Origin of the sequence: Sediminibacillus halophilus (assembly GCF_900103695.1) — a bacterium.
Taxonomy (GTDB): domain Bacteria; phylum Bacillota; class Bacilli; order Bacillales; family Amphibacillaceae; genus Sediminibacillus; species Sediminibacillus halophilus.
In genome coordinates, this window is record NZ_FNHF01000008.1 from 1 (window position 1) to 14,153 (window position 14,153).

Below are 14,153 nucleotides of genomic sequence, written 5' to 3' on the forward strand. Positions count from 1 at the left end.
ACGTGTGAAGTTCGTTGATGTCTTCCTTCTTATCTAGTTTTGAAGGTACACTTTTTCTAAAAAAAACACGAAGGAAGTTCTGTTAAGCCCGTTCACGTCCTGTGAACAACACAGAACGACCTGCATCCTGCAGGCCTGGTGGCAATAGCGGAGAGGCCACACCTGTTCCCATGCCGAACACAGCAGTTAAGCTCTCCAGCGCTCATGGTAGTTGGGGCTTTGCCCCTGCGAGAGTAGGACGCCGCCAGGCAAACCAAACCCCCGTGAATGAGGATAACCTCATTCACGGGGGTTTTTTGTGTGTTTTTCTCCAAAATTTGTAGCTCTATACTGAATGTGGTGGTGTCCCCTATCATGATGAGGGTTGCTACATTGGGCAAAAAACACACTCATTCCCTCTCTCTTTGTTACCCTAAAGTTGCTGACACCTAAGGAAAAAAGAAGCATATGCGTTAAAGAAACGGTTGGATGAATGGTTTAAGGCGAGTGATGAGAAGACAGCCAGAAAAGGGCTGGAGGAATGTCTGGAATGGATGCGTACTTCAAACATAGAGGATTTCGCCGTGTAAGAAAAACGTTCATGCGTTGGAAACAAGAGATTTTACAGTCATTCATGTATCCATTTAACAATGAGTGTATCGAGGGAATAAACAATACGATAAAAGTTTTAAAACGAGATTCCTTTGGAAGGATTAAAGCATAAAATTTCATGGCAGCAGGAGGTTAAAAAGACTCTATAGAGCGAAATAGCGTAGCAGAGGAGCTAAGCGAGTCTCCTGCGGAAAAACGGACGACCGAGACCCCGCAGCGGGCTTTGCGAGGAGGCTTGGGCGTTCGTCCGCGGAAAGCGAGTTTAGTTCCTCTGCGGTCTCAGGAAACTTGAAAAAAAGTGGGGAAATTCTGCCCCCACTTTAGTTTAGCAACCGTTACTTGGCCAATGCTTCCCATGCTGCATTCATTCCAGCTACTCTTCCTGTTACCATAGCGGAGGTGATGTTATAACCTCCAGTGTAGCCATGGATGTCTAAGATTTCCCCGCTAAAATAAAGTCCGTGCATGAACTTAGATTGCAGTGTGTTAGGTATCACCTCTTTAGTGGAAACCCCTCCACCTGTCACAAATGCCTTCTCTATAGGCTGTGAACCATTAACTTTAAATTGGAAGTGTTTTAAATCACTTAAAAAGTGGGTGAACTTTTCCCGGGAAATATTTGCTGCCCGATCTTCTAGAGAGATTCCGTTTTTTTGAAGTGAATAATCAAGAAAACGTTCAGGAATTAATCCCTTACATACATTTTTCACTGTCTTTTTCGGATTTTCCTCCAATCGTTTTTTATAATCATCCAGCAAACCATGGAGGGGATGACCAGGTAAAGCATCGATTTCCATTGTTACTTCCTTGTTTCCTTTCTTTAATTCTTTGACAACAAATTGCGAACACCTCAATACAGCTGGCCCAGAAACACCAAAATGCGTAAAAAGCATGTCCATCCTGTGCGTGATAATCGGTTTGTTTTTTCTATTCAACACGGATAAAGCTATGTCACGAAGAGCAAGACCTTGCAATTTCTTTTCCTTGATAAACGTTTCGGAAGAAAGGAGGGGTACCTCTGTAGGATAGATATCGGTAATCGTATGTCCTGCTTTCTTTGCCCATGCATAACCGTCCCCTGTACTTCCGGTATGTGGAACAGCTTTTCCCCCAACTGCAATGATGATTGCGTCAGCTGTGATTTTTTCTTTGTCTTTAAGGATAATGGTGTGCTGGCTTTCACCGTAATCAATCGCTTCAACTGGAGTGTTCGTCCTAATCGTTACATTCAATTCCGCCAGCCGGTTAAGCAATGCATTCACAACACTTTTAGCGGAATTGCTTACTGGAAACATTCTGCCATGGTCTTCTTCTTTCAGTTTGACACCTAGCCCCTCAAAAAAATCAATGATATCGTAATTGTCAAAAACAGAAAAAGCACTGTATAAAAAACGGCCATTTCCTGGAATATGTTTGATTACTTCTTCTTGGGGAAGCCGGTTAGTGACATTGCACCGACCGCCTCCAGAAATGGCCAGCTTTTTCCCCAATTTGTTTCCTTTATCAATCAAAAGTGTATGCGCACCGTATTCGGCAGCAGCAATTGCAGCCATCAGTCCAGACGGACCTCCACCGATCACGACAACTTGGTAAGTCAAAATTTCTTCATTCCTTCCTGTTATCTGTCTGGGTATATAGGGTAGGACTCCTTATATAGCCTGTCACTACTATAGCATAGCATGTCGTCAGTAGACGCAAAAAATGCAGTATTTCCATAGGATATAAACCTGTTACGCAAAAGTATATGACAGGTTGGAACTTCACCCCGGCATTCGCCAAAATATAACATTATACAAAATAAACCGCAAAAATCTGTTAGAAGTCGAACGATATGATAAAATAGACTGGTTAGATAAAGGAGATGCAGGTGAATTATCATGGCTGTTAATAATATAGTACGTGGCACGATGCTTTTAACTGCCGCTACATTTTTATCGAAATTTTTAGGGATGATTTATGTTATCCCGTTTAATGAGATCGTAGGTGCTGAAGGGGGGGCTTTATACCAGTATGCGTACATACCATATAACATCCTGATCAGCATTTCGACGGTCGGTGTACCTTTGGCCGTTTCTAAATTTGTGTCGAAATACAACTCACTCGGCGACTATCAAACCGGAAGAAAAATGTTTAAGGCCGGATTCAGCCTAATGGCGGTAACAGGTTTCATTGCTTTTTTAATAATGTTTCTGGGTGCTGGCATATTGGCTAATATTTATATACCAGATGATTCAGAAGGGATTGCTGCGGCAGATGTGGCAATGGTCATCCGAATGGTTAGTTTTGCCCTGTTGGTTATTCCAGCAATGAGTATTGTCAGGGGTTTTTTCCAGGGATATGAATCAATGGGACCAACTGCGGTGTCACAAGTGGTCGAGCAAATCGTACGCATTATATTTTTGTTGGTTGCCGTGTACTTAATAATCGATGTATTTGATGGAACAACAAAATTAGCTGTAGGTTTTGCAACATTTGCGGCCTTTGTAGGAGCAATTGCTTCCTGTGTCGTGTTGTGGTTTTTTTGGCGGAAAAGAAAGCGTCACTTGGACAGGCAGGTTCAACAGCAGGTGGAAAGTTACAATTTGCCGATGGGCGCCTTGTTTAAAGAGCTGTTTCGCTATGCAGGACCGTTTGTGCTGGTGGGAATTGCTACGCCCCTCTATCAATTTGTCGATTCGGTTACGTTCAAACGCGGAATGGCAGCGATTGGGCAAAGCGATATTGCAGATGTCGCTTTGTCAAACATTAACTTGTACGGGCATAAGCTGGTGATTATTCCAGTCACCCTCGCGACTGGAATGTCATTAGCCGCTTTGCCTGCGATTACAAAATCGTTTACAGAAAAGAACCGGCAAAGGATGTATCAGCAAATCAATCAATCTTTGCAAACGATCATGCTGCTGATTCTCCCTTCGATTGTTGGATTATCTATCCTCTCTAATGAGGCATACCAGTCTTTTTATGGGACTTACAAAATCGATTTAAATGGATCATTATTGGGATGGTATGCCCCGGTAGCTCTCGCTTTTGGATTTTTTACGGTGAGTTCATCGATATTGCAGGGAATCAACCAACAGCGATTTGCCGTGATCAGCCTCACCGCTGGTTTGATGGTGAAAGTCTTTTTGAACCTCCCGTTCATCCATACTTTCGGGGCTAAAGGAGCGGTACTCGCTACCATGCTGGCAGTCGTTACGGCTGTATTTCTGAATCTATGGAGAGTAAAACAAGCAGTGGCTTTCCCATTAAAACAATTTATTAAGCGATCAATGCTGATTTCCATTTTCACTCTATTCATGGGAGTCATAGTCTGGCTGGTGAAATGGGGGCTTGGCTTTTTCATTTCTTACCAGGATGGCCGGGCAGAGGGAGTCTTAGTGCTGGCTGTTGGTGTAATTGCCGGAGCGATCGTCTATTTATGGCTTTGTTATGAATCTACTTTGCTGGAGCGTGTCCTGGGAAGCAGGGTAAGAATCATCGATAAATTTCTGAAACGAAGATAAGTAAAAAGGAGGGACTGGTATGAGAATCGATAAGCTGCTTGCCAATATGGGATATGGAAGCAGAAAAGAAGTAAAAGATCTATTGAAAAAAGGGAATGTCCGTTGCGATGATAAAGTAGTTAAGTCTCCCCAGGTTCATGTAGATCCGGGAAAAAACATCATCACCGTATTTGGTGAAACAGTTGAGTACAAAGAGGCGGTTTATTTAATGATGAATAAGCCGCCGGGATACGTATCTGCCACAGAGGATCAACGCGACTTGACAGTGGTCGATTTACTGGAACCGGAAGATGCTGTTTTGAATCCTTTTCCGGTCGGCCGTCTGGATAAAGACACTGAAGGGCTGCTGTTGATCACGAACGACGGAAAGCTCGCCCATCAATTGCTTTCTCCTAAAAGACATGTGGGGAAAACATATTTCGCAATTATCGAAGGTAGGGTCACAGAAGAGGATATAGAGGCTTTCCAAAAGGGTGTGCCCTTGGATGATGGCTATGTCACCCAGCCAGCAGACTTAAAAATTATGTCACATGGTGAGACCTCTGAAATCGAACTAACCATTACGGAAGGCAAGTTCCATCAGGTGAAACGAATGTTTGAGTCAGTAGGAAAGCGGGTCACCTATTTAAAACGGCTTTCTATGGGGAGTCTCAAGCTTGATCCTGATTTGCAGACAGGTGAATATCGGGAACTAACAGATCAAGAATTGGAACAGTTACAAAACGAGCAGATAAAAAAATAGACTGACGAAAATAAGTCAGCCATTTGTTTATTTATTAACAATAATTCACGAAATTTTGACTTTCTTTCTAGTGATTTTCCATCTTCCCCGATTTGGGCTCACTACCAGGCCGTTATGCTCTAGTACATGAAGGTCTCGTTGTACAGTACGATCGGTGATTCCAAATTCTTCAGCTAACTCGGTTGTGGTGACTGTCCCGTTTTCTCTTATATAAAGATAAACAGCCTTCACTCGAGTCAGCATCCGGGTTGTTGATTGATTCAAAAAACCACTCCTTAACGTTCAAGTCATTGAATTGTGGTGCAAGTGAACCTTTGAAGTTATTATAATTTTACACCTTTTTAAGTAAAAACGCTAGAATTTCTGGCTATTTTACTGACAATTCACGTTATTTTCACAAATGGGGGATGATTGTTTGATAAGAAAAATTATCTTGAAAGTGGTTGCAATAAGCAACACCATGCTGTTTGTTTCCAGCGCATTGCTGATTCTTCTGGCTTCTGTCTTGATTGTCGTTGTGGAACCGGAAACGTTTCCGTCTGTCTTTGATGGTTTCTGGTGGACGATGACTACGGTGACAACAGTCGGATATGGAGACTATTCCCCCGCAACTTTCAGCGGCAGGATGATTGCTTTGGTTCTATACATACTGGGTATCGGACTTATCGGTGTCGTCATTGGAAAAGTTTTGGATGGTCTCGGAAAATTCCGGAAAAACCGCGAGGAGGGTAATATCATGTATTATGAAAAGGGGCATTATATTATCATTGGCTGGTCATATAAAGCAAAAGCAGCCATAAAGGAAATGCAGGAAACCAACAAAGATGCAGAAATTGTCATCGTAGATGATTTGGAAAAGGCGCCAATGCTGGCGGAAAATATTCATTACATAAGAGGAAATGTTTCGTCAGAAGACGTCCTGGATAAGGCCAACATAAAAGAAGCGGAAGCCGTGTTGATTTTTGCGGATGAACGGGTACAGGATAAGCAGCTTAGTGACGGTCGTACGCTTTTGATTGCTACGGCTGTGGAAGCTGTAGCACCGGCCGTCCATACCATCGCGGAAGTTATGGAAGAAGCACACATCAAGAATTTTGAACACATCCAAGTAGATGAGTTCATTATTTCCCATGAAACGATTTCGTCTCTGTTTGTCCGTTCTGCTTTTCGTAAGGGGATTTCCAGTGTGTATAATCAACTGCTTCGTAGATCATTTGGGGATGATTTGTTCCATGTCCCCCGGCAAAAGCACTGGAAAACGTACCGTGATGCTTTCAATGAATTACTGGCAGAAGGAGCTACCCTTATTGCTGATCATACCAATCTCAGTGTTAACCGGATGCTGGATATACAATTGCCGGAAGACGCAGAATTATATGTTATATGTGATTTAGAAACATATGAACGAATACACCAAAAGTATTCTGGGAATAGACACTAAATAGAAAAATATAAATAGAGAGGGGATAGAATGGCACAACACGAAAAAACATACCGTTTTTTACAAGTATTCTATTTTTTCACCTTTTTTTCTAATGGTGCTTTATTTCCATTACTAGCCGTTTTCCTTGAAGAAGAAAAAGGATTAAACCACACGGAAATCGGCGTCATCGTATCAGCAATTCCTTTGGTGACTGTATTTCTCCAGCCTATTTGGGGAGCAATCAGTGACTTTACGAAAAACCCTAGAAAATTATTACTGATTTCGGGACTTGCAGCAGGGCTGCTCGGCTTCGGGTATCCTTTATTGAATGGATATTATCCCTTAGTGTTCGGGATTATCATTATTGCGATATTCCAGTGTGCAATTATCCCGTTATCGGACAGCTTGACGCTTAATTATGTACAAACTCATAAAAAAGATTATGGGAACATCCGGTTAATGGGATCTGTCGGCTTTGCTATCGCTGCGTTTTTACTTGGACGTTTAACGGACATGACCAATTCCATCAATTGGATTTTTTATGCTTTTTCTTTAGCAATTTTGCTGGCCCTGTTAACATTGTTTGACTTTCCGAAACGTGGACAAGGCGTGACTGTATCTTTTCGGACAGGGCTCACCAGTCTGTTTAAACAAAAAGAGTTCAGCTTGTTTTTACTGGCCAACTTTTTAGTCTTCGGCCCCGTTTTAGCCAATAATTTTTACTTCAGTACATTTGTGCTTACCGCTGGCGGAACACTTGCAGGCGTCGGAGTCGCTTTCTTGCTGGCAGCCGGGAGTGAGGCGCCGTTTATGCGATTCACACAGAACGTCATCAATAAAGTCGGCATCATGAACGTGCTGTTAATCAGTGGTGGTGTATCAAGTGCAAGGTGGTTATTATACTTCTTTGAACCACCTACCAGCGTCGTTTATGGCACGACCATCGTACAGGGCATTTCTGTCGGTCTTTATGTACCAGCAGCGTTGATCTTCATCCGGGACATCGCGCCAAATGCTTTACAAGCCACAGCTGTCGGAGTTTATAGTGCCGTGGGGAATGGTGTAGGAAATGCATTTTTCACATTTCTTGGTGGCATAATGATAGACGCAGGAACCATTTTTATCATGTATGGTTTCTTCTCACTAATTACACTGTTCGGCCTTGGGCTGCTTGTCTATATACAGCGGTTGGTAAAGACCGAGGATCTGCTTACAGTAGGAGGTTGAGTTTGATGGCTGATTCGCATTACTTTATTGGCATCCCGTTGAATGAACGAATACAACATCAATTGAAACTTGTTCAAGAGAAATTAAAAAGGCGTCCTGATTTAGCGTATAAAAATTGGACGCACCCGCAGGATATGCACATTACACTTAAATTTCTCGGTCCTTCACCCGATAGTACTATTAAAGAATTAAAAAGAGACTTGCAGCAAATCTCACAAAAACACTGTTTCTCCCTTGATATCAAAGGGATTGGTCACTTTGGAAATCCTCAGGAGCCAAGAGTTGTCTGGGCTGGTGTGGAAAATGCCAGCCCGCTGGCAGCTCTGCAAAAACAAGTGGATGGATTATGCCAAACTCTCGGATGGTCCCTGGAAAACAGGCCATACCGTCCGCATATTACGCTTGCGAAAAAATGGGCGGGTAATAAAAAAGTGAATATCCCGATTACAGAGGAGTTCCCTTTTGGTAACTTAGAAGTAGAACGTATTCATTTATATCAAATACATCCATCTCAAACTCCCAAGTACGAAGCGATTGAAACTATCAGCTTAAAATGAGGTGAGCGATTGGCGCAACTGGTTAAATTACAGAATTACATCTCTCGTTATGAGAAGGATATTTTTCATTATCCGGGACAGTTTAGCAGAATGAAAAAGGAAAAATGGAATAAAACCTTGGAACATTGGGAAGCGGAACGGCATTCTTCAGAACAGGAGTTGGAAAGGTTCCAGCAAACAGAGCAGGCTTCCATGGCGAAGTGGCGTTCTTTGTTCAGTAAACAAAATAAGCAAGAAGAAATCTGGTCCGGGGAGAAGGAAAAACCAGGGCTTCCACATACTAAAGAGGACTTGAAACATCAATTCCTTGATCGGCTGGTTGCTTTTCAATTAAAATGGGCCTCTTCAACTGTAAGTCAAATGTCGTTTTTGGATAGATCTTTTTTACAAGACCAAACGCTGAAGTATTTTCTGCAGCGGTTTCCAGATACGTATTTATTCATGTACGAACCTGTTTTCACCTTGAAAAATAGCACGATGGAGGGCGACATTGTTTTTATACAGCCGCAAGGCATAGAGATTATCAATCTAGTAGAAAATCCTGCAGCAGATACAATTTTTGCTAAGGAAGAACGGATGTGGGAAATCACCATTCAAGGTAACAAGGAACGGTTACTAAGTCCGATGCTGTCTTTGAGAAGGACCGAGCAGGTTATCAAAAGCATTTTGGATTTGCATCAGGTCGAATTTCCTATACAAAAGACAGTGCTTTCCCGCATGAATTCAATTCAATCCGAACACGTACCTTTTCGTACTCGCTTTGTTGATAAGCAGGGACACGATGAATGGCTGCAACAACATAGACAAGAAGTTTCTCCACTGAAGCATAATCAATTGGTGGTCTGTAAAGCGCTGCTAGACCATTGTCAGACAGTAGCAGTCAGGCGAAGAGAATGGGAAGAAAACGACGGTTCCCAACCATTATAAAAGGCGATTTTCAGGTGTATCTGCCGTTTAACGTAACAAATATTAACGGTGAAGTTAACTTCCCCTTAACCCCTTCCGACCATTTGGAAGAGTGATAATCTATCGCTTCGGAAGTCCCCGGACTTTCCGTGGGCGGTTGATGAACTTCCTCAAGCTAGTACTCTGCAGAATATCACCGGAGTCTTTTCACCCGGAGAAAAAAAGTGCGTGCTGCCGGAGTTGGTGTATTAACCTTTTTGGAAGAATCGGATAAAACGAGGTTTCCACAGCATTTTCATTTATTTACAAGTTTATGCACACGAAGTGAGTTAAACAAGAATATGGTCTGGGTGAGATCCAGAAAACCGAATAGGGGATAAGGGCATGTATATTTTTATCGTAAATACACTGGCAGCAAATGGAAGAGGATTGAAGATACTGAAAAAGCTGGAATCTGATCCATTATTTCAAAAGAGCTACTGTAGATCATTCCGTACAGAGTACAAGGGACATGCAGAGAAACTGGCTCAGCAGGTTGCCGAGATACATAAAGAGCAGGTTGAATGCGTGATAGTCATTGGCGGGGATGGTACCTTGCATGAAGTGATAAATGGGCTCAAACTTCATAGTTGGATACCCGTTGGCTTCATTCCAGCGGGCAGTGGAAATGATTTTGCAAGAGGAGTAGGAATGGCCAGCGATCCACTAGCCATATTCCGATCAATTGTTTCAAAAAGGCGCCACAAATCTTACTGGCCAGGAGTTTATTTGACTGATAATCGCGCAAAAAAATACTACCGCCATTTCGTGAATACGCTAGGATTCGGTTTGGAAGCCGAGGTTACATTAGCAGCGGAACGGATAAAATCAAGAAAATGGTTCTCCCTGTTTAAGCTTTCGAGATGGAGCTATCTGCTTGGCTTGTTTGTGGTGATCAAAGAATTTAAACCGTTACGGATAACCGTGAATCTAGATGGTGAGAAAAGACAGTTAGACAATGTCTGGATGATAACAGTATCCAACCATCCTTATTTCGGAGGTGGAATGAAAATCAATCCCACTGCAAAAATACAGCCGGGGTCGTTTTCTGTACTGACAGTGGAGAATATTACAAGGTGGAAATTATTACTTTTATTTATAAGTGTGTACTGGGGGAAGCATATGAAATTAAAGGAAGTTTCCCATTATCAAGTAACCTCCTTGACGGTAGACTCAGAAACACCTATTCTATTCCAAACAGATGGACAGGTAGGCACATGTAAGAGTTGTCAGGTCAGTAAAGAACCCGACACCAGGAAAATATTTGGTGCTTTTACGAAATTAACTTCTTGAAATCCACCCATTAAATGAGTTAACCTAAAATATGTCTGCTTATTTAGCACGGATATTGTTCAACTTTGCATTTTGTGAACTTCTGTACGCAATCGGCGGAACGGTAGTATCGGAAAATACAGGGCAGGAACAATATGATGACGAGAAAACAACATAGGAACACGGAACAACGATGCTTTTCTGATGGAGAAAATCAAGACGGATTTGAGGAATTGAAGGTGAATTGGTTGGATAACATATTAGGCGATGATTGGACAATAACTCCTGCTGGCGGGTCTTCAGGGGAAGCATATTATGCACACAGTGAGCGAAAGCGACTTTTTCTGAAGCGTAACTCATCTCCCTTTTTAGCAGTATTGTCTGCAGAAGGAATCGTACCGAAGCTAGTTTGGACAAAACGAATGGAAAATGGAGATGTTATTACAGCACAGCAATGGCTGGACAGTCGCGAACTGACACCTGAAGAAATGCAGCATCCCCGTGTTGCAAAATTATTAAGCAGGATCCATCATTCTTCAGAATTGCTGGATATGCTTATGCGGATAGGAAAGCGTCCGATCAAGCCGGAAGATATTTTGTATGATGTCAAATCCAATATTCGGATCCATGAAGAAACAGCAACACAAATAGAGATTCATAAAGCAATGAAATACTTAGAAACAATGCTTCCACGTGTACAATACTTTAAGCAAGTGGTTTGTCACTGTGATATGAATCATAATAACTGGTTATTGTCCGGAGATGGCCAGCTTTATCTGATCGATTGGGATAATGCCAAAGTGGCTGATCCTGCTATGGACATAGGGATGATTTTATACTGGTATATACCTGAACATGACTGGGATGACTGGTTATCCCGTTATGGAGTGGCACGAGATAACCGGTTAATTGAAAGAATGTATTGGTATTTGATTGCACAGTCTGTAAGTTACATTTTATGGCACAAAGACCGCGGGGAAATCAAAAAGGCAGACCAGCGTCTGCATGAGCTTGAGCGTTTGCTTGAGCGTGTTAACCAATAGTCGGTGGGTTGATGGCGTTAACCCATTGTTGTAAATTTTCCCGATTGCTTTCAATATGGTCATCTAAATTTTGGACGAGTTCACCCTGTCTGCTGTAATCATAAATGGCAGGCAGATGCTTTTGCAATACGGAATCAGTCACAGACTCTTCCGCTATCATCGATTTGACCAGTCGTTGAATTTGCTGGCATTCAGCTACACTGCCGCAGCATTCCTCGGAGTGCTCGCTTAGTATATCATAAAGCAAGTCCAGTTGATTTTGGACATTTTTGGTCATTGAAATTCCCCCTTTTACTGCTATTATTTGTCGTGATTTTTATATTATGCATAACGAAAAAGGACATGGCTCCAACTTTTTGGAGTCATGTCCTTTTTCTAGCATAATGATAATGGAGCTTGGATAAATGGATGTGAAGCGGTTTACGATTTTTTTCTAAGAAAAATCATTGACCAAGACTGCATAGATCAGCCTGTTAACCTGAATATCAGGCTTTGTTTACTTGAGGGGAATATTTCACTTGCTTGGCCTTTACTTCCCGGTTTGCTTTTTCGTTCAGTTTTTCGAAAGGATAAATAAATAGTGCATAACCGGCAAACATGACGGAAAATATAGCCAGCACAATCGTTTCAATCGTTGTGGTAATTAGTTTCAATTGTATTCACTCCTGTTAGTCCGATTAATCTCGCATGTCTATCATCATATCCTTGAAAGCGTTGCCACTACAATGTCTATTTGACATGTTGAGCTTTGATTTAAACTGCTAAGGGTCCTTCAGAAAAATTTATCTCTTCAACGATAATATATAGCCTGTTTTGGTTAGGTTTTCTTACATATACGCAAAATTTGCGATAATCTTTCGTTTTTGTTGAAATAATGGTAAGGTTTATACGGTATAAAAAGAGAGGGGTTACGACATTGCGTTTAAGACATAAGCCATGGGCAGATGATTATTTAAAAGAAAATGATGATATAGTGGTTCAAAATCCATTTGATCAGAAGGGAAAATGGAATTCTCTGTTTTCCGAAGACCAGCCACTTCATATAGAGATCGGTACGGGCAAGGGCCAGTTCATCGCCGGTATGGCCACTCAACACAGGGAAATCAACTTTATCGGAATTGAAAGGGCGAAAAGCATTATTGTCAGCGCCGTAGAGAAAGTGAAACAGGCGGAAATCGAGAATGCAAGACTGCTAAATGAAAATGCACAGGATTTACGCGATTTGTTTGCGGAAAATGAAGTGGATAAAATTTATTTGAATTTTTCCGACCCTTGGCCAAAAACAAAACATGAAAAAAGAAGGCTTACTTACCATACTTTTTTACAGCAATATAAAGGAATTCTTAAGCCTGACGGAGAAATCGTTCTAAAGACGGACAACCGGAAACTATTTGAATATTCTTTGGTCAGTTTTTCTAAATTCGGCATGATACTGGATGAAGTACTATTGGATTTACATGATTACCAAGATCCGGAAAATGTCCAGACAGAATATGAGGAAAAATTTTCTGGAAAAGGACAACCGATTTACCGCTGTAAAGCATATTTTTCTTCATAAGAAAAAGGGGAGTGGGAGAGAAAATGGAGTCGTTGACAATTGGGAGGGCGAAGCTGACTTGGCTGAACGGTGGTGTCAATCACTTGGACGGCGGAGCTATGTTTGGTGTAGTTCCAAAAGCGTTATGGAGCAAAAAGTATCCTTGTAATGAAAAGAATCAAATTGAATTAAGGACAGATCCCATATTGCTTGAATTGGATGGCAAACGGTACTTGGTAGATTCTGGTATTGGCTACGGGAAATTGACAGAAAAGCAAATTCGTAATTTCGGGGTGGCGGAACAGTCAAGTGTGGAAAGTTCGCTTCAGGAACTGGGACTATCTGTCGCCGATATCGATGCGGTGTTGATGACACACTTACATTTTGACCATGCCTGCGGATTGACAAAGTGGCAGGATAATATGTTAACAGCTGTTTTTCCTGACACGCCGATATATGTAAATCAAACGGAGTGGGAGGAAATGAGAAATCCTAATATCCGTTCTGTAAACACTTATTGGCCAGATAATTGGCAGCCAATTGAGAACCAATTTGTCAGCTTTGAAGAACAGCTGTCAATAGCACCAGGTCTGGAAATGATCCATACGGGTGGCCACAGTAACGGCCATTCAATTTTATTATTTAAAGATGGAATAGACATGTTCATCCATATGGCTGATTTGATGCCTACGCACGCCCATCAGAATAAACTTTGGGCACTCGCATATGATGACTATCCGGTAACTTCTGTTCACGAGAAACAAAAATGGATGGAATACGGGTTAGAGCATAATGCCTGGTACACCTTTTACCATGATGCTTATTACCGTGCGTTGAAGTTTGACAAGGATGGCAATCCACAAGGACAAGTGGAGCGCGCCCGTTATCCTTATACAGAAAATGGAACTTCTCTATGAAAAAACAGGACCAAATGGCTGGTCCTGTTTTTATTATTTATTTAGGCAGATTGCAGCACGTCAAGAATAGAACCGGTCTCTGCATCCACTTTAAATTCATACTGTGTGTTTTCGCCATCTACAGTTCGGGTGATTCCGCCGCGGTAAACGGTATAAGTAAGTCCGTTTTTCTCCATTTCCTCAGGCTTCATATAAATCCATGAACCACTGATTGGACCCTGCTGTTTAAATGCTTCTTTAGCAGATTTCAACGCTTTCTCTGGTGTAACCTTACGTTGTTTTTCGTATTGTTGTAAAGCAAAATATCCTGCTACTGCCCCGACTCCAGCGCCGACTGCGATTCTTTTCCAATTCATTGTTAGTCACCTCAGGTTAAGATTTTAATTGTAGTATACC

15 protein-coding genes, 1 rRNA gene and 1 pseudogene are annotated in these 14,153 nt (G+C 41.9%); 12 read left to right on the forward strand and 5 right to left on the reverse strand.

The window, feature by feature from the left end; translation table 11 throughout:
- Positions 1-134: 134 nt before the first annotated feature.
- Together rrf and BLR82_RS21405 are read left to right on the forward strand one after the other, a co-directional pair.
- Positions 135-250: ribosomal RNA gene (rrf, locus tag BLR82_RS18800) — 5S ribosomal RNA — on the forward strand.
- Between the two features lie 214 nt (positions 251-464).
- Positions 465-703, forward strand: a pseudogene (locus BLR82_RS21405) (transposase).
- Between the two features lie 223 nt (positions 704-926).
- On the opposite strand, the gene BLR82_RS18815 reads toward BLR82_RS21405, so the two are convergent.
- A complete protein-coding gene (locus tag BLR82_RS18815; RefSeq protein WP_074600984.1) occupies positions 927-2,189 on the reverse strand; it encodes a BaiN/RdsA family NAD(P)/FAD-dependent oxidoreductase in 1,263 nt (420 codons plus the stop codon).
- Between the two features lie 279 nt (positions 2,190-2,468).
- Here BLR82_RS18815 and BLR82_RS18820 point away from each other — a divergent pair, with 279 nt between their 5' ends.
- Both BLR82_RS18820 and BLR82_RS18825 read left to right on the forward strand, forming a co-directional pair.
- On the forward strand, positions 2,469-4,094 hold the full coding sequence (locus tag BLR82_RS18820; RefSeq protein ID WP_074600985.1) for a putative polysaccharide biosynthesis protein: 1,626 nt from the start codon (positions 2,469-2,471) through the stop codon (positions 4,092-4,094).
- 19 nt (positions 4,095-4,113) lie between these two features.
- Entirely contained in the window at positions 4,114-4,836 is a 723-nt protein-coding gene (locus tag BLR82_RS18825; RefSeq protein ID WP_074600986.1) for a pseudouridine synthase, read from the forward strand.
- Positions 4,837-4,881: 45 nt separating this feature from the next.
- On the opposite strand, the gene BLR82_RS18830 is transcribed toward BLR82_RS18825, so the two are convergent.
- Positions 4,882-5,100, reverse strand: coding sequence for a DeoR family transcriptional regulator (locus BLR82_RS18830; protein WP_074600987.1), 219 nt, complete (start codon positions 5,098-5,100; stop codon positions 4,882-4,884).
- Between the two features lie 151 nt (positions 5,101-5,251).
- Between BLR82_RS18830 and BLR82_RS18835 the strand changes: the two genes are divergently transcribed.
- From BLR82_RS18835 to BLR82_RS18860, 6 genes are all read left to right on the forward strand, one after another.
- Entirely contained in the window at positions 5,252-6,277 is a 1,026-nt protein-coding gene (locus BLR82_RS18835; RefSeq protein ID WP_245693894.1) for a potassium channel family protein, read from the forward strand.
- A gap of 30 nt (positions 6,278-6,307) precedes the next feature.
- Positions 6,308-7,486: an MFS transporter gene (locus BLR82_RS18840; protein WP_074600989.1), complete on the forward strand. Its 1,179-nt coding sequence runs from the start codon at positions 6,308-6,310 to the stop codon at positions 7,484-7,486.
- A gap of 5 nt (positions 7,487-7,491) precedes the next feature.
- Positions 7,492-8,043, forward strand: coding sequence for an RNA 2',3'-cyclic phosphodiesterase (gene thpR, locus BLR82_RS18845; protein ID WP_074600990.1), 552 nt, complete (start codon positions 7,492-7,494; stop codon positions 8,041-8,043).
- Between the two features lie 9 nt (positions 8,044-8,052).
- Positions 8,053-8,970: a hypothetical protein gene (locus tag BLR82_RS18850; protein WP_074600991.1), complete on the forward strand. Its 918-nt coding sequence runs from the start codon at positions 8,053-8,055 to the stop codon at positions 8,968-8,970.
- 363 nt (positions 8,971-9,333) lie between these two features.
- Positions 9,334-10,281: a diacylglycerol/lipid kinase family protein gene (locus BLR82_RS18855; protein ID WP_074600992.1), complete on the forward strand. Its 948-nt coding sequence runs from the start codon at positions 9,334-9,336 to the stop codon at positions 10,279-10,281.
- Between the two features lie 227 nt (positions 10,282-10,508).
- On the forward strand, positions 10,509-11,303 hold the full coding sequence (locus BLR82_RS18860) for a phosphotransferase (protein ID WP_425440915.1): 795 nt from the start codon (positions 10,509-10,511) through the stop codon (positions 11,301-11,303).
- Here the strand turns inward: BLR82_RS18860 and BLR82_RS18865 are convergent.
- Together BLR82_RS18865 and BLR82_RS21185 are read right to left on the reverse strand one after the other, a co-directional pair.
- Positions 11,293-11,580: a YtzH-like family protein gene (locus tag BLR82_RS18865; RefSeq protein WP_074600993.1), complete on the reverse strand. Its 288-nt coding sequence runs from the start codon at positions 11,578-11,580 to the stop codon at positions 11,293-11,295. The genes BLR82_RS18860 and BLR82_RS18865 overlap by 11 nt on opposite strands.
- A gap of 208 nt (positions 11,581-11,788) precedes the next feature.
- The gene (locus tag BLR82_RS21185) at positions 11,789-11,956 is read right to left on the reverse strand and encodes a hypothetical protein (protein ID WP_175486857.1); all 168 of its coding nucleotides are present in this window, start codon (positions 11,954-11,956) and stop codon (positions 11,789-11,791) included.
- A gap of 263 nt (positions 11,957-12,219) precedes the next feature.
- Between BLR82_RS21185 and trmB the strand changes: the two genes are divergently transcribed.
- On the forward strand, positions 12,220-12,861 hold the full coding sequence (trmB, locus tag BLR82_RS18870; protein WP_074600994.1) for a tRNA (guanosine(46)-N7)-methyltransferase TrmB: 642 nt from the start codon (positions 12,220-12,222) through the stop codon (positions 12,859-12,861).
- Between the two features lie 23 nt (positions 12,862-12,884).
- The gene (locus BLR82_RS18875; protein ID WP_074600995.1) at positions 12,885-13,757 is read left to right on the forward strand and encodes a YtnP family quorum-quenching lactonase; all 873 of its coding nucleotides are present in this window, start codon (positions 12,885-12,887) and stop codon (positions 13,755-13,757) included.
- A gap of 41 nt (positions 13,758-13,798) precedes the next feature.
- On the opposite strand, the gene BLR82_RS18880 is transcribed toward BLR82_RS18875, so the two are convergent.
- A complete protein-coding gene (locus BLR82_RS18880; protein ID WP_074600996.1) occupies positions 13,799-14,113 on the reverse strand; it encodes a PepSY domain-containing protein in 315 nt (104 codons plus the stop codon).
- Between the last annotated feature and the right edge of the window lie 40 nt (positions 14,114-14,153).